General features: G+C 41.8%; 18 protein-coding genes. 12 read left to right on the top strand and 6 right to left on the bottom strand.

The features are described 5' to 3' along the window. Positions 1 to 70 precede the first annotated feature (70 nt). Both PE36_RS14700 and PE36_RS14695 read left to right on the top strand, forming a co-directional pair. The gene (locus PE36_RS14700) at positions 71 to 361 is read left to right on the top strand and encodes a DUF1294 domain-containing protein (RefSeq protein WP_006032832.1); all 291 of its coding nucleotides are present in this window, start codon (positions 71 to 73) and stop codon (positions 359 to 361) included. 136 nt (positions 362 to 497) lie between these two features. Then, on the top strand, positions 498 to 1,949 hold the full coding sequence (locus PE36_RS14695) for a peptidoglycan DD-metalloendopeptidase family protein (RefSeq protein ID WP_006032831.1): 1,452 nt from the start codon (positions 498 to 500) through the stop codon (positions 1,947 to 1,949). Here PE36_RS14695 and arfB read toward each other — a convergent pair. After that, positions 1,939 to 2,352, bottom strand: coding sequence for an alternative ribosome rescue aminoacyl-tRNA hydrolase ArfB (gene arfB, locus PE36_RS14690; protein ID WP_006032830.1), 414 nt, complete (start codon positions 2,350 to 2,352; stop codon positions 1,939 to 1,941). The two genes, PE36_RS14695 and arfB, sit on opposite strands and share 11 nt — an antisense overlap. 174 nt (positions 2,353 to 2,526) lie before the next feature. Here arfB and PE36_RS14685 point away from each other — a divergent pair, with 174 nt between their 5' ends. The 3 genes from PE36_RS14685 to PE36_RS14675 all read left to right on the top strand — a co-directional run bounded on the left by PE36_RS14685 (position 2,527) and on the right by PE36_RS14675 (position 8,773). Further along, positions 2,527 to 3,015 (top strand): GNAT family N-acetyltransferase, encoded by a 489-nt coding sequence (locus PE36_RS14685; RefSeq protein ID WP_006032828.1) that lies wholly within the window; start codon positions 2,527 to 2,529, stop codon positions 3,013 to 3,015. Positions 3,016 to 3,143: 128 nt separating this feature from the next. Then, on the top strand, positions 3,144 to 5,375 hold the full coding sequence (mrcB, locus tag PE36_RS14680; protein ID WP_043994571.1) for a penicillin-binding protein 1B: 2,232 nt from the start codon (positions 3,144 to 3,146) through the stop codon (positions 5,373 to 5,375). Positions 5,376 to 5,869: 494 nt separating this feature from the next. Beyond that, positions 5,870 to 8,773: a hypothetical protein gene (locus PE36_RS14675; protein WP_006032825.1), complete on the top strand. Its 2,904-nt coding sequence runs from the start codon at positions 5,870 to 5,872 to the stop codon at positions 8,771 to 8,773. Positions 8,774 to 8,905: 132 nt separating this feature from the next. Here PE36_RS14675 and PE36_RS14670 read toward each other — a convergent pair whose 3' ends face one another. Next, a complete protein-coding gene (locus PE36_RS14670) occupies positions 8,906 to 9,580 on the bottom strand; it encodes a TIGR04219 family outer membrane beta-barrel protein (protein WP_006032824.1) in 675 nt (224 codons plus the stop codon). A gap of 384 nt (positions 9,581 to 9,964) precedes the next feature. Continuing rightward, the gene (gene hemL, locus PE36_RS14665; protein ID WP_006032823.1) at positions 9,965 to 11,248 is read right to left on the bottom strand and encodes a glutamate-1-semialdehyde 2,1-aminomutase; all 1,284 of its coding nucleotides are present in this window, start codon (positions 11,246 to 11,248) and stop codon (positions 9,965 to 9,967) included. A 203-nt stretch (positions 11,249 to 11,451) separates the two neighbouring features. Between hemL and PE36_RS14660 the strand changes: the two genes are divergently transcribed. From PE36_RS14660 to PE36_RS14645, 4 genes are all read left to right on the top strand, one after another. After that, a complete protein-coding gene (locus tag PE36_RS14660; RefSeq protein WP_006032822.1) occupies positions 11,452 to 12,147 on the top strand; it encodes a DUF6776 family protein in 696 nt (231 codons plus the stop codon). 208 nt (positions 12,148 to 12,355) lie between these two features. Then, positions 12,356 to 12,688, top strand: a complete 333-nt coding sequence (erpA, locus tag PE36_RS14655; RefSeq protein ID WP_085983555.1) for an iron-sulfur cluster insertion protein ErpA — start codon at positions 12,356 to 12,358, stop codon at positions 12,686 to 12,688. 261 nt (positions 12,689 to 12,949) lie between these two features. Then, positions 12,950 to 14,053 carry an efflux RND transporter periplasmic adaptor subunit gene (locus PE36_RS14650; protein ID WP_006032820.1) on the top strand — a complete coding sequence of 368 codons (1,104 nt, stop codon included), beginning with the start codon at positions 12,950 to 12,952 and terminating at the stop codon, positions 14,051 to 14,053. After that, the gene (locus PE36_RS14645; RefSeq protein ID WP_006032819.1) at positions 14,053 to 17,271 is read left to right on the top strand and encodes an efflux RND transporter permease subunit; all 3,219 of its coding nucleotides are present in this window, start codon (positions 14,053 to 14,055) and stop codon (positions 17,269 to 17,271) included. The genes PE36_RS14650 and PE36_RS14645 overlap by 1 nt, the downstream gene beginning before the upstream one ends. A gap of 124 nt (positions 17,272 to 17,395) precedes the next feature. Here PE36_RS14645 and PE36_RS14640 read toward each other — a convergent pair whose 3' ends face one another. Further along, complete coding sequence (locus PE36_RS14640; RefSeq protein WP_043994570.1) at positions 17,396 to 17,782, bottom strand: DUF423 domain-containing protein; 387 nt, start codon at positions 17,780 to 17,782, stop codon at positions 17,396 to 17,398. A gap of 215 nt (positions 17,783 to 17,997) precedes the next feature. Between PE36_RS14640 and PE36_RS14635 the strand changes: the two genes are divergently transcribed. The 3 genes from PE36_RS14635 (at position 17,998) to PE36_RS14625 (ending at position 20,551) form a co-directional block, all read left to right on the top strand. Beyond that, the gene (locus tag PE36_RS14635; RefSeq protein WP_043994569.1) at positions 17,998 to 18,969 is read left to right on the top strand and encodes a porin; all 972 of its coding nucleotides are present in this window, start codon (positions 17,998 to 18,000) and stop codon (positions 18,967 to 18,969) included. 242 nt (positions 18,970 to 19,211) lie between these two features. Next, positions 19,212 to 19,469 carry a sulfurtransferase TusA family protein gene (locus tag PE36_RS14630; protein ID WP_006032816.1) on the top strand — a complete coding sequence of 86 codons (258 nt, stop codon included), beginning with the start codon at positions 19,212 to 19,214 and terminating at the stop codon, positions 19,467 to 19,469. 14 nt (positions 19,470 to 19,483) lie between these two features. Then, positions 19,484 to 20,551, top strand: coding sequence for an AI-2E family transporter (locus PE36_RS14625; RefSeq protein ID WP_006032815.1), 1,068 nt, complete (start codon positions 19,484 to 19,486; stop codon positions 20,549 to 20,551). Positions 20,552 to 20,767: 216 nt separating this feature from the next. On the opposite strand, the gene PE36_RS14620 is transcribed toward PE36_RS14625, so the two are convergent. After that, the gene (locus PE36_RS14620) at positions 20,768 to 21,109 is read right to left on the bottom strand and encodes a 4a-hydroxytetrahydrobiopterin dehydratase (RefSeq protein ID WP_006032814.1); all 342 of its coding nucleotides are present in this window, start codon (positions 21,107 to 21,109) and stop codon (positions 20,768 to 20,770) included. Between the two features lie 99 nt (positions 21,110 to 21,208). Next, the gene (gene phhA, locus PE36_RS14615) at positions 21,209 to 22,027 is read right to left on the bottom strand and encodes a phenylalanine 4-monooxygenase (protein ID WP_006032813.1); all 819 of its coding nucleotides are present in this window, start codon (positions 22,025 to 22,027) and stop codon (positions 21,209 to 21,211) included. Positions 22,028 to 22,035 lie beyond the last annotated feature (8 nt).

The raw sequence follows: 22,035 nt of genomic DNA, 5'->3' as shown, positions 1-22,035 counted from the left end.
AAATTGATACGGCAAGCATTACGCTTGCCGTTTTTATATCTGGGGCGTTTTAAATTCAGAGGAAGATCGTATGTTGGTATGGCTAGGTTACAGTTATTTGGTATTGAGCATTATTACATTACTGGTATATGGAAAAGATAAATGGGCAGCAAAACGGCAGGCATGGCGGACGCCAGAGAAGACATTACACCTGTTGGCATTACTTGGTGGTTGGCCGGGTGCTCTGATCGGACAAAAACTGTTTTCCCATAAAAAAAGTAAAATCAGCTTCAAACGTATTTTTTGGTTAACTGTTGTTGGTAATGTACTCATTGTACTCGGAATTTTTCAAATAGATCCGAGTTATGTGATAGTGAGCTAATTGTTGACTTCAAATTTTTTAACTGATTTACACATATTTACGTTATCAATACTATGCCTTTGTTTTGTTGTGGTATACCATTTCGGCCTTATTATGCTAATTACGGCTATTTTGAACGAGAATTGGGTATTCATTAATGTCGTCAATTAAGAACAATAAATTACAATTAGTGCTGATGTGGGTGCTATTAACCAGCGTATTGCTTGGTATTTTCACGCTATTACCAGTTAGCGATAAAGTCGATACCAGTACTGTAATAAAGGCTGCGACAAAGGCTGTGATAAAAGCTGCGCCGATAGTTGTTACTAATGAGTCGCAAGTAAACACGGTTAGCTTGCCAGCAGAGCAATCACTAGGTCAAACGTCAACACGATCATTAGAGACATCATCAGAGCCGTCATCAGGACTAGCAGCTGAGAGGTCATCTGTCTCTGCAGTATCTACGGATAGCGTGATCCCTGCGACAACCGCGATGGTTACAGAATCAGTAGTGGCATCAATAGCAGCAGAACTGGCCAAGTCTTATCCCAAAACAATTAACTATGTGATCCAAAAGGGTGACACCTTAGGGGCTATTTTTGAGCAATTGGATTTAAGCCAAAAGAGTCTATACCAAATTCTGGAAGTGGATTTAAATGTGCTGGCATTAGACAGTATTAAACCGGGACAAATGTTAATATTTACTGAGTTTGAAGGTGAATTAACGCGTTTGGAATTACAAATAAGCTTAGCGCATCAAGTCATTTATAAACGCCAAGGTGATAGTGGTTTTGAATTTGAACAGGTAAATATTGATGGTGAATGGCGTGAGCACAGCTACATTGGCAAGGTTGAATACAGTTTTTCAGGGTCGGCAAAAAAAGCGGGATTATCGTTATTTGAAGCGCAATTTATTGCTAGTTTATTAAAAGATAAAATTAATTTCAGCCGTGATTTCCGTATCGGTGATACGTTTAAAGTATTGGTATCTCGTCAATATATAGGTGACCAACTGACCGGCGAAAACCGTATTGATGCGGTGAGCATTAATAATCGTAGCCGTAATATTAGTGCCTATTTGTATGAAGGTGCTTATTATGATGAAGCTGGTTTAAGCATTGAACGTGCTTTTGTGCGTCGTCCGGTTAGCAGTAAATACCGTATATCATCAAGCTTCAATCCAAAGCGTTTACACCCAGTTACCGGTTTATTACGCCCGCATAATGGTACTGACTTTGCGACGCCGATTGGTACCCCTATTTTCGCTACGGGCGATGGTGTGGTATCTCGAGTGCTTAATCATAAGTATGCTGGTTTGTATATCGAGATCTCAAACGGTCAAACCTACCGTACTCGTTTCTTGCACCTGAGCAAGGCATTAGTGCGAAAAGGCCAACGGGTTAAACGCGGACAAAAAATTGCATTATCGGGAAATAGTGGTCGTATTACCGGACCACATCTGCATTACGAACTACATATGCGCGGTCGTGCGGTGAATGCCATGACTGCGGATATTCCTATTGCGTCAGCGATTGATAAGCGCCAGCAAGCGGCATTTAAACTGGCGTTAAATAATTACCATGCAGCTTGGGAACAAGTTAAAAGCTAACTTTACCGCGCATGTTTTTGGTTTTACCACGCTGAGTTTTAGTGTCCATACGTTTCTTTTTGGCATTACGACTCGGCTTGGTAGCGCGACGTGCCTTTTGGATCACGGTCGCCTGCTTAATCAGTTCAATTAAGCGTTCAAACGCCACCTGTTTGTTAAAGTCTTGACTACGCGACTCCTGACTTTTAATGATAATGACGCCATCTTTGGTGATGCGATGATCATTTAACGCCAACAACCTTTCTTTATAAAATTCAGGTAATGACGAGGCTTTAATATCAAAGCGCAGATGGATCGCGGTTGATACTTTATTGACGTTTTGACCACCGGCACCTTGCGCGCGGATAGCCTGGATATCAATTTCTGAATCGGGAATTGATACATTGCTAGAGATGAAAACCATTATGAACCTTGGTGTTATATTACTGTGCGATATTAAGCAGACCGACGTTGTGTTAGTTGTGCGTAACCGCTAGCGTCTGGTTTGCGATGCGCCTATGATACTCTTGTTTGATGCGATTGTTAATTTTCAATTGTCAGGTGTTATTATATTTTATGCGATTAGAGAATATTTATAGTGATAATTAGACCGGTCAAAGAAGCGGATGCTAAAGCCTTATCTGCGTTATTTTCTCAACTCGATGACGAAACGCCGTTTATGGCCATGGGGGAGAAAAATAACGCCACTGAACTCAGTGAGCATCTGGCCTTGTTTATCAATTCTGCAACTCAGGTGCTGTATGTGATTGAGCAGGACGGCCATAAGCTGCTTGGTTTTGCGATTGGTATAACAGGCTATATTAGCGGTGATAGTCATACAGCATCTTTGGTTATAGGTATTGTGCAAGCGAGTATCGGTAAAGGGCTTGGGCAGCAATTATTGTTACAGGTTGAAGCGTGGGCTCGGCTGCATAAATTAAAACAGCTAGAATTAACCGTCATGATAGACAATGAAAACGCGATAGTATTTTATAAAAATGCTGGATTTAAGCAACAAATCGCAAAGCCATCAGGGATGATTGACGAGCTGACTGAAAATGAATTATATATGGTAAAGGTCGTTTAAATTACCTCGCACTAGTTGAGTTGTGGGGCGTGAACAGGGTAAACTAGCGATTCTTTATTACGTCGTTTTATGAGATCGTATTAGATCATATTTGACCGTATTTGATGCAATTTCTAGGACCCTTTCCCTTGGCTAAACGTCCCGTAAGTGATGACACAAAAAAGACTGTCACGAAACGAAAACCAGCTGTAAGAACAGCAGTAAAGAAAACCACAACGAAATCCCCGGCCAGAAAAGCAGCCAAGAAAAAGACTAAAAAAGCAAAAGATCGCACTTGGACTCGCAGTATCGTCATTTTCCTTCTTAAATGTAGTCTGGCTTTTTCGGCTATCTTTATTCTTTACGGCATGTATTTAGACAGTAAAATTCAAGCTCGATTCTCTGGCCCTATTTGGAAAACACCAGCGCAGATCTATGCGCGTAGTTTAGCGTTAATACCTGGCATGTTTTTACCCCATGAAAAGTTGGTCGAAGAGCTGGTATTACTCAATTATTTAAAAGTAGCAAAACCGCGTAGTGCCGGGCAATTTTCTGTCTCCAAGACCAAAGTGGAATTATTTCGCCGCAGCTTTACCTATCTTGATGGCACCGAGCCTAATCAAGCGCTGTTTTTAACCTTCGCAGATAACCGCTTAGTCAGCATTCGTGATCAGCAAACCGGTAAATACCTTAATTCTGTTAACCTCGATCCTATGCTGATTGATACCTTACAAGCACCCAATCAAGAAGACCGTATCTTGGTTGAATTACAAAACTACCCACAACTGTTAATTGATACCTTATTGCTGGTGGAAGATCGTAATTTCTATCATCATAGCGGGGTATCGCCGGTTGCTATTATTCGCGCTGCATTCGCTAATATGAATGCCGGGCGTACTGTACAAGGTGGTAGTACCTTAACCCAGCAATTAGTGAAGAACTTCTTCTTAACCCGTCAGCGCAGTTATTGGCGTAAGTTTAACGAAGCCTACATGGCGATATTGATTAACTACCGTTTAAGTAAAGACGCGGTTTTAAGTGGTTATCTTAATGAAGTGTATTTAGGTCAAAATTACAGTGATGGTGTTTATGGTTTTGGGTTAGCTAGTTACTTTTATTTTGGTCGCCCAGTACCAGAGATAACCATAGATCAGATGGCCTTTTTGGTTGCTGTAGTCAAAGGGCCGTCGTTTTATGATCCTTGGCGTTATCCTGAACGTGCGCTTGAACGTCGTGACATGATCATTCGTTTATTGTCTAAAAATGGCAAGATAACCACCTTAGAATATCGCGCGGCTATCTCGAGCCCGTTAGGTATTATTCCGCGTGGACACATGAGTATCTCTAAAGTACCCGCGTTTTTATCCTTGCTACGCCGTGAGTTAAAAACCACGTTTGGTGATGCCCTGTATGATCAATCGGGATTAAAAATATTTACCAGTTTAGATCCGCTTGCCCAGCGTGCCGCTGAAACCGCCATTACACAAAGTCTGCCACGGTTAGAGAAAGCCCGTAACATCTCTGGATTAGAAACGGCAATGGTGGTAACCGACCGTCATTATGGTCGTGTGACGGCGATTGTGGGTGGACGTAATACCCAGTATGCCGGCTTTAACCGGGCGCTTGATGCTTCACGTCCGATTGGCTCGGTGGTGAAACCAGCGATTTATTTAACGGCGTTTGAACAAGGTTATGACCTTAACTCACCGTTAGAAGATAAACCGCTACGGTTAAATAATCAGTACGGTAATAATTGGCAACCGAAAAATTATGATCGTAAATACCGTGGTGAAGTGCCGTTATACCAAGCTTTGATGCAGTCGCTCAACGTGCCAACGGTTAATTTAGGCATGGCACTCGGCATTGATAATGTCATTGACAGTTTAAAACGACTGGGCGTTGAAAAGGTCGATAATCATTATCCATCGATGTTATTGGGGGCACTAAATATGTCACCATTCCAAGTATCACAAATGTATCAAACGATTGCGACAGCAGGTGAGTACCATAAGTTAACGGCGTTGGTGGCGGTGGTTGATGCAGAAGGTGATCTGGTTTATCAACAGAATTTAAAAGGTAGCCGCCGATTCTCGCGTGAAGATACTGATTTGACGATTTATAATATGACATTGGTGGCTAAGCAAGGCACCGCACGTCGTTTAAGTTGGCAATTTCCGGGTATTAACTTTGCAGGTAAAACCGGTTCGACTGATAACTTACGTGACAGTTGGTTTGTTGGTTTAGATAATCGCGATGTAGTCACCGTTTGGGTAGGCCGTGATGATAATAAAACCTCAACCTTAACCGGGTCGAGCGGTGCATTAACGGTGTTTGGTGATTACATGAAACTACGTAGTGCCGATAGCTTAGTAGTGAATTAAGGTACGCAAGTGTAAGTGCTCATATTGTAAAAGTAGGCTCAGTTAATGAGTCTGCTTTTTCCCTGTCCCGAAATCTGTGTAAGTAAACGCTTATCCAAACAGTCGCTAGACTGACCTATTTCTATAAACGACCTAAGCTAGATTACTCGAAGGTTCGCATCAGGATACTTTGGAATATTCCCAATGTTACGTTTTATCAATTAACTCCAAATTTAACAATTATTTACCATTCGTGTAACGTAGTCGTATCATTAATCGCTGTGAAACTGCCGTTTTATCTCATAAATTAAAGCCTTAAATATCGATAATTAACCATAAAGTCTTATTTTACTCTGTAAAATAAGATAAAGAATAGCGAGGGATCACAAAGAAATCACTAAGTTTTACCAAGCATTAAACACGCAACACGGATCACTATTTTAGCGTTATTAACTTACTACAATATATTTTGATATTTATAACAACCACTTAATGATCGTTTAAGGATAAGCGTAATGAGTATAAATAGAACTAAGTTAGTGAGAAAAGCATTTGCTCTGAGCAGTCTAACAGCTGCATGTTTAATAACATTTAACGCACAAGCAAATACGTTTGATTGTACGGACATTGCTCTGTGGGATCCGCAAACAACCTATGAAAAGAAAGACACTCAAGTACAAAAAGATGGTCTCGTATACATAAATAAATATTGGGCAACAGGAACGGATGTTCCCGACCCCGACGCCCCGACTTGGGCTAATTGGCAAAAGCAGGGGAGTTGTGAAGGAACGGGGCCCGGAACAGGTCCTGGAGTTGATCCAGACCCAACACCTACGGTAGCACTTGTGATGCCAAAGCGTGCCAATCCGGTGTCACTGAAAGTAAAAGGCTGGCCAAGTACATTAGCAATGGGGACGATCTCTGATACGACTCCAGCGATGAATACCCAGCTAGCAGCAACGCAAGTTAATTCAATCTTTGCAACGCAAGCAAGCGGTCGAGATATGCTTATTGAGCCTACGGTAATCACTCACCTTATTAAACAAGCACGTGATATCGAAGCTGGCAGCACAAATGTAGTATTACCCACAATCGGACTTAATACCGTTGATACCAATGATGGTGTTGCTGCTGATGACATTGTTCACTACGAAAATTTAGTTATCAATTTCCAAAACATGATCCGTGCTAGCGCAACAATGCAACAAAGCAAAGATGTTTCTCATGCTAATCCAGCTTCTGTTGTATTAAATGCAGGTTTATTAGAAAGTTGGCAATCACCTGAGTTTGCAACTACATATGGTCAGCAAAATACTTGGACTGTTATTGAAATTAAAAAAGCATTAAAAGAAGCAATTAGCAAAGAAACCTCTTATCAAGTGAAAGATGTAGACGGCGTTACCAGTGCACTGAGTCAACTTTATGACTTAACGGCCTTACAAACGGAAGTCGATAGCTTAATTGAGAATAATATTATTGGCTGGGTGCAATCGCAAAACTTTATCATGAAACGCTTCAGTCCTGATATCGCATTTGGTTGGGTTGCTCCGCGTATTGATGGTGCTGATGTGCACGCTACTCACTCGGGCTTGGGGTCGGTTTGGAGTAAAGCTTCAAATGATGCAACCGCATTTATTTTGTCAATTCAAGCATATAAAACAAATGTGCTTCAACCGGATTTTTTAGCATTTGATAAAGCAGAAGATGATGCATTCTCTGCAGCAGGTCTTGGCAATGAGGTCTATGGTGCAAAACAATGGGATACCTATTTAACCTACGTAAAACAAGTCACTGATTTCTTAGATAAACCTGCAATGTTATGGCAAATTCCTGGTGGTCACCTGCCGAGCAAAGCCGATGCAATACCACTCACTCAAGTGTCTGCTGCAGGTAGTTATTTTATGGGCGACAAAGACATTTCAAATTCAGTCGATAATATCCGTTTAGATGTAACAAGCCAAGCGTTAGATACTACCGTGTATGGTACAAGTAGCGCTGGCTCTGTCCTACAACCCGCTAAAGATTATGATTGGGTTACTAGCCGTCTTCGTCATGCGGCATACAGCAATGTATTTGCAATTCAATGGGGGGGCGAATCATCTGTCAGTGTGACAGGCAGTAACTGGTTGCAAGATAAAGTGGTTAACTACCAAGACAAAGCTAAGATACCACTTTATTTTTCAGGTACTGGCGATGAGACTTCGAATCAAATAACTACTATTGCACAGTTAAATCAAGATTTAGCCGCCGCTGAAAATCAAATGGATAATGAAGTATTCCTTTCTCTTCAAGCAAATGGCTCTTACATCCCCTCTACCGTTTATAAGTGGGCTGATTTCTTAGCAGCACTGAGCCCAATGCATAATGTGGGCGTTGCAGACGTGAAATTCTGGTTAATGGATCCAGCTATAGATGATGCAACCAATATCTTATATGCAAAAGTAGCCATTGCCGCTTTTCTTGCTCAGAGCATGAAAGAGACAATCAAATACAACGTATGTGACGAAAACAACTGGTCAATCAATACTGGCGAGCCTATAGATTATCCTATGACAGCTTCTTGTGGCCAGCTACAGCAAGACTATGCCAGCTACGGTGAAGATTCTTTAGGTAACGATAATCCATATTCTTGTCCTCGTAATAGTAAAATGGAAGTATCTGCATTAACGAATGCAACTTGGTATGGTGCTCCAGGGCCTCTATTTGCAGCGCCCGATGCGGTATTAGCAGAAAAAGGTCTGTTAGTGAACGGTAATGTAGGTTACTGGGAAACGAGCTCTTGGTGTAATACAGCCGAAGCTGGTCCTATTGAGGAGAATAAACAAGTTTACGATCGTGAAAAATGTGAAACATATCCAGGCCAAAAGGCGGGTGGTTTTGTTTGGAATGGTATAGCAGGAAAATCAGTCGAAGGTTGTGGCTGGTGGGGACGTGGTGTTATTCAAACAACAGGTCGTTTGAACTTTGGCAAACTAAATCACTTTATTGGTCGAAGCCATGTTGACGCAGATAATATTGGCAAAGTTATTCAGGGCATTCAGGTAGATGCAGCGCCAGAAAACCCACTGTATGCAGATCTTGACCTTTGTTCTGAGCCAGAATTAATTTGTAGTTCAACTGAGCACGGTGAACTTAAATGGATTGCAGGTATCTTTTTCTGGATGAATGAAGTTCAAGGTTACAGTAATGTTGGGGGTCCTTATGAGGACTGGAATTACTTCACAGAGCTTAAAGCTTATGTCGATGGTGGCCTAGTCGGTGATAAGTTCATTAATGACACTTCAGGTATAGTGAACCGTGGTTGCCCAGATGATAAATGTCTGAAGCCAGATGGCGTATTAGATCCTGTTGATGGTTTAAAAGATCGTGCCGATAACTTCAAAAAAGCACTTAAAGCAATGGGTGTTAACGCTACTTAATACGAATACTATTTGTGTTTGATATTGACCAATAATAAAAAAAGGTGAGCTATCTCTAACTTGATTTCGTTTAGTTAGAGCGAATAGCTCGCCGTCGTTAGTTATTAAGTTTTGCAGTGTTGTTAGTGCTATTTAGAAGTGACCTTCTAAACCAACGAATACACCGTCAATGGTTGCATCTGCTTTCACGTCATCAACTTTGAAATCAAGTTGTTGAATACGGTAGCCAGCACGGATAGACCAATCTAGTACGTAACCAGGGTTTAGCATGAACGCCAGACCGATTTCAGCATCGCCGTATACATCACCTGTGATACCAATGGCATTGACCATCGCAAAGGCTTTAAGTGGGAACAGAGGTAAGCCAACTTCACCATAAACATAACCCATAGGTAAGGGGCCTGAGAATGACACATCCGTAGAACCATCTTTGAAAGTACCGTTCAGTTGACGCCATGTTACACCCGCATCAAGTGATATAATGTCATTGTCTAAGAATTCATAATACAGGGTGAAATCAACCGTTTTCAGGTTGATGTTTTCACCTGCTGAAGAGCCTTCAACGTCAATATTAGAAAGACTAAGTGCCGCATTTGGAATTAATGGAATTGGGTGTTCAAATTTAGCGTAGATACGGTAGTTGTAAGTATCTTCATAATTAGTAATAGCAGCATTATTGTTGTATTTAATGCTTCCATCAACACCTGATTGCCATACATCAGCACCAAAATAGGTGCCTATGGTATCAGCCATTACGTTGTTTGAAAGACCAGTCAGAAGAGTTAGTGCAAGTAGTTGTTTTTTCATAATGAGTCCATGTTCATTTATGTAATTTAATCGCGCAACAGTAACAGCAAGCGTTCTTAGTTAATAAGTATTAGACAATTATCCATCAAATCCTAATGCTATTAACTCACTGTTAATACTTTCGGCCGGTGTGGAAAAAAGTTTAGCGCTAATGTTAACTTTTATAAAACCGTTCGCATGCGGTTAATTTTGCTGGTCATTATACATTTTGCAGTTAAATAATCATGTTAAATGGGTTATTTATGTGATTTTAACTAAAGTAGCTAAGCTTATTTTGGACTGGTACTTTTACGAGGTAAAAAAAAGACCCAAAAAAGCCCTAATAATAGGACTTAACAAAATGATACAAATGGTACTTCTATCATACTTTTAGGGTTTAAATTGTTACGCTAACTTAGCAAAACAACGTTCAGCGGCTGCAATTGTCGCTTCAATATCGGCACTGGTATGTGCAGTTGATAAGAAACCCGCTTCAAATGCAGACGGTGCAAGATAAACACCTTCAGCTAACATAAGGTGGAAGAATTTCTTGAAACGTTCGGTATCACACTTACAGACATCAGCAAAACCAGTTACTTCAGCTTGGTCGGTAAAGAAGAAACCAAACATTCCGCCCACATAGTTTACTGCCAGTGCAATATTTTGGCGTGCAGCTGCTGCTTTAAGGCCTTCTGCTAATTGCTTGGTGCTGGCACTTAATTGTGCTGCCACTTCTGGTTTGTCAATTTCGGTTAATGCCGCTAGGCCTGCAGCCATGGCAATTGGGTTGCCTGACAATGTACCTGCTTGGTATACCGGACCTGTTGGGGCAATGTGTTGCATGATCTCTAGTTTACCGCCAAACGCGCCAACTGGCATACCGCCACCGATCACTTTACCTAAGGTTGTTAGGTCTGGTTTTACTTGATAGAGAGCTTGTGCACAACCTGTTGCCACACGGAAACCTGTCATTACTTCATCAAAGATAAGTACCGCATTGTATTTGTCACAGATGGTACGTAACCCTTGTAGGAAACCGTCTTGTGGTGGAATGCAGTTCATGTTGCCAGCCACTGGTTCGACAATGATACAAGAGATATCTTCTGGGTATTCAGCAAATAGTGATTCAACTGATGCTAAATCATTGAACGTCGCTGTCAGGGTAAGTTTAGCAAAATCAGCTGGGATACCGGGAGAACTTGGCTGACCTAATGTTAATGCACCAGAACCCGCTTTAACCAATAGTGAGTCAGCATGGCCGTGGTAGCAACCTTCAAATTTTAAGATCTTGTCACGATTAGTGTAACCACGCGCTAGACGGATCGCACTCATGGTTGCTTCTGTACCAGAGCTAACCATGCGAATTTGGTCCATTGATGGCACCATGGCTTGTACTTTTTTCGCCATGATCACTTCGATTTCAGTCGGTGCACCAAAACTTAAACCATTTTCAACGGCAGCAAGTACTGCAGATTTGATTGCTGGGTGGTTATGACCCAAGATCATTGGCCCCCATGAACCAACATAATCAATATAGGCATTGTCATCTACATCATAGATACGCGCGCCTTCGGCACGTTGAATAAAGAGTGGGCTACCACCCACGCCATTGAATGCGCGCACCGGTGAGTTAACGCCACCAGGAATAATTGCTTGAGCTTGCGTGAAAAGTTGGCTTGATTTAGACATCTGCAATCCTTTTATCTACTGTCAGAGACGACATATTTAAGAAATAGTAAGAAATATTTTAGGGCATTATTATACCTGTTAAGTGGTGTAAACGTAGTTTTTTTACATTTTTAGCGACTTGCATCTAACTTGTCTTTGTTTTCATCGGCAGAATCGTTAAAATAGCGCTTTATTTTTATGCTTCTTCACGACAAAAGGCCGACATGTTTAAGATTATTAAACCACGTTACATCGTATTATTAGCGCTCGCTATATTATTGGGTTATGGTTTTTATTACCTGAAAAGCATGGAGTCAGCAGCAAAAATAGTCATGAAAGATGATGAAATTTCACGGTTAAATACTGGTTTAGCAGAAACAACTAAAATTAAAGCCCAGATCGAAGCTGAACTGCAAACCAGCGAAATATTAGTGGAGCAGTTAACTGAGCAGCAACGTATTTTATTTAATGAAAATACCGAACTAAAACGCGAGTTGGTTTTTTATCAACGCATAATGGCGCCAGAAGACGTGATTAATGGTGTTAAATTAGAAAGCCTCACATTCATTCCGGAAGTGAGTGAAGACTATTATTTTATGCAGCTCGTATTAATGCAGGTGCAAAAGAAAAAGCGTCATATTAAAGCCACTGTGGATTTAGTTTTCTATGGTAGCCTAGCCGGAGAACCTGCAGAATACACTTGGAATGAATTAGTTGATGATACACAGCAACAACTCAAATTTTCATTCCGCTACTTCCAAACGATAGAAGCATCGATAAAATTCCCACTGGGTTTTGTGCCGGAACGGGTGCAATTTATTGGCAAGGTGAAGGGTAATCGTTGGAATTCGGGCATCAAGTTAAAACAGAATTTTGCTTGGAGTGCAGTATTACAAAACAGTGACTCGATCTCTGGGTAATTTCCTGCCATTAGTGCTACCAGCGTTGAGTGCTGATAAACGATAGTTGACTGAATTAGTCAGGTATTAGATAATTGAATGTATAAATCGAGTTTAAGTGAGATCAAATATGGAACTATTTACAGACGTTGGTGCAACTCAGGCTAACAATAACGCAGTTGTTGAACAAGCTGTTACACCTGTTGCTGTGGAAGCAAATGCAGATGATATGGTATTACCTATTCATTTTAGTGATGCGGCAGCAGCAAGAGTGAAAGAATTGATCACTGAAGAAGAAAACCTGGCGCTGAAATTACGCGTGTATGTGACTGGTGGCGGTTGTTCTGGTTTCTCTTATGGTTTTACTTTTGATGAAAAAATTAATTTTGGTGACACTGTTATCGAAAAGAACGGCGTGACTATGGTTGTTGATTCTATGAGTTTACAATATTTAGTTGATGGCACGGTTGATTACATTGATGGCTTAGAAGGTTCACGCTTCTTGGTAAACAACCCGAACGCAACTACAACATGTGGTTGTGGTTCAAGCTTCTCTATCTAAGCGTTGCTTGATTAAAAATTACGATGCTCCGTACTTAACCGTCGTTAAGTACGGCATTTTCTATCACTTTTATATATAGCCGTTATTCCCCTCATATTTTGTTATCCCGTCTTAGATTTAAACTCAGATTATAAAGAAATTAGTGCTTATAGCTTATTTTTTAATGTTTGTGACCGGTCGTCTTGTTTTTTTCTTGTTAGCGTTTATCTCTGGTTAAATATGTTGCATTATAGTTACTCAATTATGTTCAAAGGAATGATAATGAATAACTTTACAGCGCTGGCTATTGTTAAGAAGCCATTATTTCAAGCATCAGTGATCGCCGCCGCATTTGTATTATGGATGGCAAGTGGCACCGGTGGCGAGCGTGCTGAACAGGCTGATGGCACTGCAAGCAATAAAGCCAATGTCATTGTCGAAAAACCAATTCCACAAGTACGAACCGAACTATTCGAGGCGCAGTTAGTTGCTCGTTCAATTTCTCTTTATGGCCGCACGGCAGCAGATCGTGAAACCAACCTCGGTGCTGAGATAGCAGGCCGAGTCGCGGAAGTGCTCGCCAAGCGCGGCAGTTTTGTTCATAAAGGTGACATCATAGTGCGCATGGAAAAAAATGACCTGCCGCAGTTATTGTTACGTGCTAAGACCTTATATAAACAACGTGAAATTGAATATGAAGGCGCGAAAAAGCTAGCGGCACAAGGTTTTCAAGGTAAAGCGCGGTTAGCTGAAGCGGCAACCGCATTAACGGATGCTTCAACTAATGTCTTCACCATTAAATTACAGTTAGAAAAAACCGTCATTATCGCGCCTATTTCCGGTATTTTGAATGAACGCCATGTAGAAGTTGGCGACTATTTAGCGAAAGGTAACCCGATTGCCACTATCGCGGATATTAATCCGTTGATCATCAAAGCGGATGTGACTGAGCAGGATATTAATAAAGTGAAATTGCAACAAGTCGCCAAAGTACGCTTAGTCAGTGGCGAAGAAATTGAAGGGAAAGTGCGCTACATTTCACGGGTTGCCAACGCGGCAACCAATACTTTCCGTATTGAAGTTGCGATTGATAATGCCGATTTAAGCTTGTCGGCTGGTGGCAGTGCCGAGCTGTCAATACCATTACGTCAAGAGTGGGCGGTGAAGTTATCACCATCAACTCTCGCCTTGGATGAAAAGGGCGTTATTGGAGTGAAAACGGTCGTTGATAAACATGTGGTATTTATTCCCATTGATATTCTTAAAGCTGATGCTCAGGGCTCTTGGTTAACGGGGTTAGGTAAGCATCCCGAAGTGATCACTGTCGGCCAAGGCTTTGTACGCGCGGGTGACAGAGTCGACACCGTATTAACGAGGACGAAATAATGAACGGTATTATTTCTGCTGCGTTAAGTCATAGCCGCACAGTTATCATGCTGCTCCTGCTTATTTTAATTTCGGGCAGTGTGACTTATCTTAATATTCCCAAAGAAGCGGAACCGGATGTGCCGATCCCGTTTATTTATGTGTCGGTTAATCACCATGGCATTTCCCCAGAAGATGGTGAACGCGCGTTATTACGGCCGTTAGAGCAAGAGCTTCGCGGCATTGATGGTCTCAAAGAAATGGTCTCGACAGCCAGTGAAGGTCATGCGTCAATCCAGCTGGAATTCCATGCCGGTATTGACAGTAATATTGCCTTAGCCAGTGTGCGCGAAAAAGTCAGCCTAGCTAAAGCACAATTACCGGATGATTCGGAAGAGCCTGTGGTCAAAGAGATCAGCATGGCAACCCAGAAACCAGCGCTGACGGTTATTTTGTCGGGTGATGTTTCAGAACGCGCCTTAATTACGGTATCGCGCGACTTAAAACAAAAAATCGAAGCGCTGACTGAAGTACTGGAAGTCAGCGTGGGTGGTGATCGTGAAGACATGATTGAGATCTTAGTCGACCCATTATTAATGGAAAGCTATAACCTCGATCAAAGTGATATTTATAACCTTATTTCGCGTAATAACTTGCTGGTTGCCGCGGGTACGTTAGACAGTGGTCAAGGCCGTTTTCCAGTTAAAGTACCGTCGGTATTTGATTCGTTAAAAGACGTACTCGATTTACCGGTCAAAGTCGACGGCACGCGTGTTATTACCTTTGGTGATGTGGCTGAAGTACGTCGCTCCTACAAAGATCCCGTGTCGTTTGCCCGTATTGATGGTCGAGCCGCGGTATCACTGGAAGTGAAAAAACGACCAGGTGAAAACATCATCGAGACAGTTGAAAAAGTAAAAGCCTTAGTAAACCAAGAAAGTGCCTATTGGCAGGGGGTGATCAACGTTGATTTTACTGCCGACAGTTCTGAAGATGTGAAAGATATGCTCAACGATCTGCAAAACAACGTCATGTCAGCGGTCATACTGGTGGTTATTGTGATCATCGGCAGTCTCGGCGCACGTAGTGCATTGTTGGTAGGTATTGCTATCCCAGGTTCATTCTTAGCGGGTATTTTGATGCTGGCTTTGTGGGGTTATACCATTAACACGGTTGTGCTGTTTGCGTTGATTATGGCGGTGGGCATGCTGGTGGATGGTGCCATTGTGGTGACCGAGTTTGCTGATCGTGAAATGAACGAAGGCCGTAGTAATAAAGAAGCTTACGAACTGGCGGCGAAACGTATGGCTTGGCCGATTATTGCCTCTACGGCCACCACATTAGCGGCGTTTGCACCGTTATTGTTCTGGCCGGGCATGATGGGTGAGTTCATGAAGTTCTTACCGTTAACCTTAATTACTACACTGAGCGCCTCTTTGGTCATGGCATTAATTTTCGTGCCAACCTTAGGTGGTCTTGTGGGGCGTCGCCGTAACCTATCCGCATTAGAGCAGAAACAAACAGAAATGGCAGAAAAGGGCGATGTCACTCAAATGCCGGGCATGACGGGTTGGTATATTAAAGTACTTAATGGTGCGATTAAAAAACCTTGGTGGTGTTTAGGGGCTGCGGTGTTATTTTCTTTTGCCGTGATCAAAGCATACGGCGTTTATGGCCAAGGCTCTGAGTTTTTCCCTAATGTAGAACCACCAGGTTTTAATATTATCGTGCGCTCGCAAGGTGATTTATCTATCTACGAGCAAGACACGTTAATGCAACAAGTCGAGGCCAAATTACTGGGTATGCCCGAGATTGAAACCTTGTATGCACGGACTGGTAAGGATAATAAAAATGGCGAACAGATAGGTACATTGCGGGTTAACTTAGTGGATTGGCAGCAGCGCCGTAAAGCCGACGAGATCATTGCTAATATTTTAGTGAAAACGTCGACATTGGCTGGCATCGAAATCGAAGCCCGTAAAGATGAGAGTGGTCCGCCGCAAGGTAAAGATTTACAGCTGGAATTAAGCTCGCGTTATCCGGAGTTATTAGAACCCGCACTGGCCACCATTCGAGACTTTGTCGCGACGCAGGGCATCTTTACCAATGTCAGCGATAATGGCGCAAAACCTGGTATTGAATGGCAGATCAAAGTTGATCGCGGTATTGCCGCCCGTTACGGTGCTGATGCCTTGTTAGTGGGTAACAATGTCCAGTTTGTGACGACCGGTTTACGTCTTGGTGGTTATCGTGCTGATGATGTTGATGACGAGATGGATATTCGCGTACGTTTCTCTGAGCAATACCGTCATATCAGCCGGTTAGAAGACCTGCGTTTAAAAACGGCAGTAGGGCAAGTCCCATTAAGTGTCTTTTCGACCCTGACCGCTGAGCAGAAAAAAGACTCGGTGCGTAAAGTTGATGGCCGCCAAGCGTTAAAAATTGAAGCAGATTTATTACCGGGTTATAACCTAAATGAACAACTGCCGAAGTTAATGGCATTAATGAAAGGTTTAGAACTGGACCCGCGTGTGACCATACGCTTACGTGGTCAAAATGAAAACCAGAAAGAATCGGCTGATTTTTTGAAAAATGCGCTGTTAATTGCATTAGCGGTAATGGCGATCATTTTGGTGACGCAGTTCAACTCTTTCTATCAAGCATTTTTGATTTTAACGGCGGTGATCTTCTCTACGGTCGGGGTATTCCTCGGTTTGATGATAGTTCAAGAACCATTTGGTATCGTCATGTCAGGCATTGGCGTGATCTCGTTAGCCGGTATTGTGGTGAATAATAATATCGTGTTAATTGATACTTACAATGTCCTTAAACAAGAAGGACTGACTGCGGTGGAAGCGGTATTACGTACCGGGGCGCAACGTTTACGTCCGGTGATGCTGACGACTGTGACGACCATCTTAGGCTTGATGCCGATGGTATTGCAGATGAATATCGATATTGTTGATCGCACCACCACATTTGGCGCGCCATCAACGCAATGGTGGTCACAATTGGCAACCGCTGTGGCAGGTGGATTAACCTTTGCGACGGTACTGACCTTAGTATTAACGCCCTGTATGTTGGTATTGGGCGATCGAATAAGTCAACGTTGGAATAAAGGCAAAGCCGTGGTAAATGTGAGCGCTGTTGACAGTGATGTAATGATGGACTTTGATGATGAGCTGCATGTCGCTTACTCTTCAGAAAAACAGGGTTCTGAAACCATTAGCATCCGTTAATTAGCGCCACTATTAACGACTGAATTCGCTGTTCAGTCTGGTTATTCGCAAATGATAAAACACAGGTACTCAGTGAGTACCTGTGTTTTTTATAACATCGAAAAGTGTAATTTAAACTCTAGTATTATTTAATCTTGCAAGCACGCCAAACTAATAATAACCACGACAACATCAGACCGCTGCCACCGAAGGGCGTGATGTTGCTTAACCATTTTTCACCAGTTAATGCATAAAGTATCAAAGAGCCACTGAAAGTAATAATACTCACCAATTGTAGACCTGCGACCCAGCTAAAACTTCCTTCAGCAAATTTATTGTCTAATAAAGCCAAAAACAACACACTTAACGTATGAATAAATAAGTAGTCTCGCGCCGTCGCAAAGTTAGCAACCCCGTTATGTAATACCAGTTGGGAATGCCATAAATGTGCACCTAACGTGCCCACGAGAATATTGGTAAACATTAAAATGGAACAGATGATCAGGAAATACTTGAGTTTGTTGTGCTGCATGGTGCGGTTACCTTACCTTTAATAACTAGAAATAAATCAGTCGAAAGACTTAGTTTGTTGTAATGCGACATAAAATTGTCATTTATCTTACATTTTTTGTTCATATTTATCACACATCTTTGTCATATTTCACCTTTAGTATTGATTCCAATTAAAGCATCTACTCAGCTATTAACCTTTATCTTTTTAATTTGCCTAATGGAATGGAACCTAAAATGAAAAAATCACTACTTGCACTGGTATTACCAAGCTTATTCGCATCAACAGTTGGCGCGGTTGAAGTTTATAAAGACGATGGTCAATCTGTTGATTTGTATGGCCGTGCTTATGCGGGACATGACTTCGGTAGCGAAACTAGCGCTGGTGAAGTACCAACATCTGAATATGGTAATGATGCTTATATTCGTCTTGGTGCTAAGCTGAAATCAGATATCTCTGATTCACTATCAGCGTTTGCTCGTTATGAATTACAGTTCGATCTTAGAGATAGTGAAAGTGATCCTAAATCTAAAACACGTTTAGCCTACGTTGGACTTGATAGTGACGTTGGTGCATTCAGTTTTGGTCGTCAATACAATGCGCTTACAATAGCGTCAGATTTGACGGATGTTGCTTATACTAATGCATACGGTGGTAACTTAGGTAATACAAGTCGTGATAACAGCACGTTAAAATACAGCAACAAATTTTCTGGTTTACAGTTAGATGCGTCATACCGTCTTGATGATAACCAAAGTGATGTTGAAAGCGATGCGGAATACAGCTTAGCGGCGGCTTACAAACTTGATTTTGGTCTAACTTTAGCGGCTGGTTTTAGTGCAAAGTCGCCGACAGATGACTATGATGCATCGTTATTCTTAGTGGGTGCTAGTTACAAAGCTGGTCCAGTAAACATTGCAGCAACATTTGCGCAAGGCTCTGAATTTGAAGGCAAAGGTGAAGACCACTCTGCTTATGAGCTAGCTGTTGAATACAAGATTACTAAACAATTACGAGCACAAGTACTATATAACTTCCAAGAGCTCGAAGATACAGTGTCATCAACGAAAACAGACTCTGTTGATGACCTAGTATTCGGTGTGCGTTATGACTTTAATAAGAGCTTACGTACTATTGCCGAATACCGTATCAACGGTGTTGAAGGCGCGGATAACGACTTCCACCTAGCAGCTCGTTACAGCTTCTAATTGCAAAATTAGTTATCGCTGAGTTAAATCAGTCTCGCTAAACTAATATAGTTGAATACAAAAAGCGGTTAATCTTCGGGTTAACCGCTTTTTTGTATTTTAGTTATCGAGTAAGTTCTCTATCTAGTTCATATTCAAACCGTAACCTAGTTGTGTATCGCTTGAAAACAGTTGATAATGACTCGAAATTTCTCGTCGGGCATTTGATTTAGCCTCTTAGCTTAACAAGTCGGGTAAATACAATGCAGCAATTAGACCTTAGTACCTTCACTTGTCCTTTACCATTGATAAAAGTAAAACTATGGTTAAAGCAAGTTGAGCTCGGCACCGACACTATCGTATTACTGACCGATCCTGGTTCTCGTCAAGATATACCTAAATTTTTAATCAGTCTTGGTCAAGCAGTTGTTGAATTAGAAAATAGTCCATTAATGTTACGTATTAAGGTGACAAAGCTAACGCAGCACTTATCTCTCACCCAGCTAAAAACTCAATCTTAAGGCAATCACAATTTATGATCTCTGTCGTATCTCGTTGGTATCAGGAACGTTTTTCTGACCCACATGCAGTCACTTTATTCTTACTATTAGTATTCGGCTTTTCGGTTATTTATTTCGCTGGTAGCTTAATTACACCGTTTTTAGTGGCTATCGTATTGGCTTATTTACTGGATTGGCCATTAATACGATTAATGCGTTTAGGGTTGTCGAGAACCTGGGCAACAGTGATTATTTTACTGCTGTTTGTCACCATGATGGTGATGCTCACGTTAGGGTTAATACCGACTGTCTGGCATCAAGGGGTAACATTGGTTAAAGCAATGCCGACTATGCTCAAGCAAGGGCAAGAATTCTTGCTGATGTTACCACAAGAAAACCCGGATATTTTTAATGCCGAGTTGATTAAAGCAGCCTCGCTGGCAGTGCAAGATCATGTGGTTAAATCTGGCGAGATGATATTAAGTGCTTCCTTTGCGTCTTTATTTGATATTGCTGCGATCCTAATTTATTCAATCTTAGTGCCGTTATTAGTGTTTTTCATGCTGAAAGACAAGACTATTCTGGTCAAAGCCTTGGTCAGTATTTTGCCGCAGAATCGTCGTCTGGCGATGGAAGTATGGACCGAAATGAACGGCCAAATTGCCAATTATATTCGCGGTAAAGTATTTGAAATTATCATAGTGGGTTTCTGTACTTGGTTAGTATTCTTCTTTACTGATTTACAATATGCAGCACTGCTAGCGGTATTGGTGGGTTTCTCGGTATTAATTCCTTACATTGGCGCGGCGGCAGTGACTGTTCCGGTGATGGTTGTGGGTTTATTCCAGTGGGGACTAACGCCAGAATTCACTTATATGATGGTGGCTTACGGTATCGTGCAAGCACTCGATGGTAACTTATTAGTACCGCTATTATTCTCGGAAGCGGTAAACTTACACCCCGTTGCGATCATTATGTCGGTATTAGTGTTTGGTGGCCTGTGGGGATTCTGGGGCGTGTTCTTCGCTATCCCATTAGCAACCTTAGTGAAAGCGGTGTTAAACGCTTGGCCTAAACGCGGTGATACACCAGCGGAAGTTTAATTAGCTGGTTTCATCAAAAGTAGCCAAACTATACCCAAGACACTTGAAGTTGCATGTAGGCGGCAAGCGAACGAAGTCCCTGAGCATAGTTCTACTATGTGATTGGGCTGAGAGAACGCAGCCAACACTCATGCAGCTTCAAAGGCGACGGGTATATAAACAGCCCGTGGATCTAAATTTTACTTTAGGTCACGGGCTGTTTGCTTGTTTATTTATTTAGCCAGCCAGTAATGTGTCGGTTTTAGCCGCGCACACAAAATCATTCTTATGTAAGCCTTTAATACTGTGTGACCACCAGGTGATCGTTACTTTGCCCCATTCAGTTAATAGCGCAGGGTGATGGCCTTCAACTTCTGCCATATCAGCCACTCGATTGGTAAATGCGATCGCTTGTTTAAAGTTTTTAAACTTAAATTCACGTTCTAATTGCATGATGTTGTCACGTACTTCCACCGTCCAATCTGGGATCTGATTAACTAATACGGCTAATTCAGCGTCGCTGACTTGTGGGGCATCGGCGCGACATGCTTGGCAACTTTGTAAATTTAATTCTGTCATGATTATTACTCTTTTTTATAATTTTAAAATAAAAGGGTTAAATAAGGGTTTAAATACAGATTCTGCCTAATTTGTTAGGTTCATCTTTAATATCAAAGTCTAACAAGCGGCATCTTCTTTTGGTGCATAAGCTGACGGTTTCATGCCTAATTTTTTGGCTTCTTTAATCAAGCTAATTAAATCGAGCTTAATTAACTGTTGTAAGTCGGATAGCTGGTTAATCACAAAGTAATTCTTTTGTAACTCATCAATACGGTAATGGGTACGAAATGCCTCTATCACTTGCAGTGGCTGGCGATTGGGAATGTCGCTGTCTAAGCTGTAGCAAGTTTCTTGTTTCGATGACAGAATACCACCACCAAAGATCTTCAAACCTTGCTGACTTTGCATTAAACCAAACTCAATAGTGAACCAGTACAAACGTGCCAGCATAGGACGATCGGCTTTGTCGGCCTTTAACCCCAATTCACCGTAATGCTGAGAAAAATCAGCGTAAGCCTGATTGGTAAGCAGTGGGCAGTGACCAAACAATTCATGAAAAATATCCGGTTCTTGAATGTAGTCTATGTCTGCTTTGGTGCGAATGAAAGTAGCTGCCGGAAAACGTTTGGTCGCCAGCAATTCAAAAAAGCGTTCAAAACCAATTAAAGCAGGCACGTTTTCGACTTGCCAGCCTGTTAATTTTTTTAATTTACGGTTGATATCCGGCAGTTGTGGAATACGGTCGGCGCCCATTTGTAGCAGCTCGATACCGGCGATAAATTCATCACAAGCACGGTCTTTAATAATCTCGGTTTGACGGTTGTAGAGCGTCGCCCAAGTATTGTGTTCCTCATCGCTATAATTGATGTACCCGTGTTGGTCTGGCTGGTGTGAAACATATTTTGGTGTCAGGTCAATTGCTAAAGATGAGTTCATTACGACTT

Origin of the sequence: Moritella sp. PE36, assembly GCF_000170855.1 — a bacterium.
In the GTDB taxonomy this organism is placed as follows: domain Bacteria; phylum Pseudomonadota; class Gammaproteobacteria; order Enterobacterales; family Moritellaceae; genus Moritella.
The sequence above is the reverse complement of the archived record's forward strand: the minus strand, read 5'-3'. Positions and strand labels throughout refer to the sequence as shown.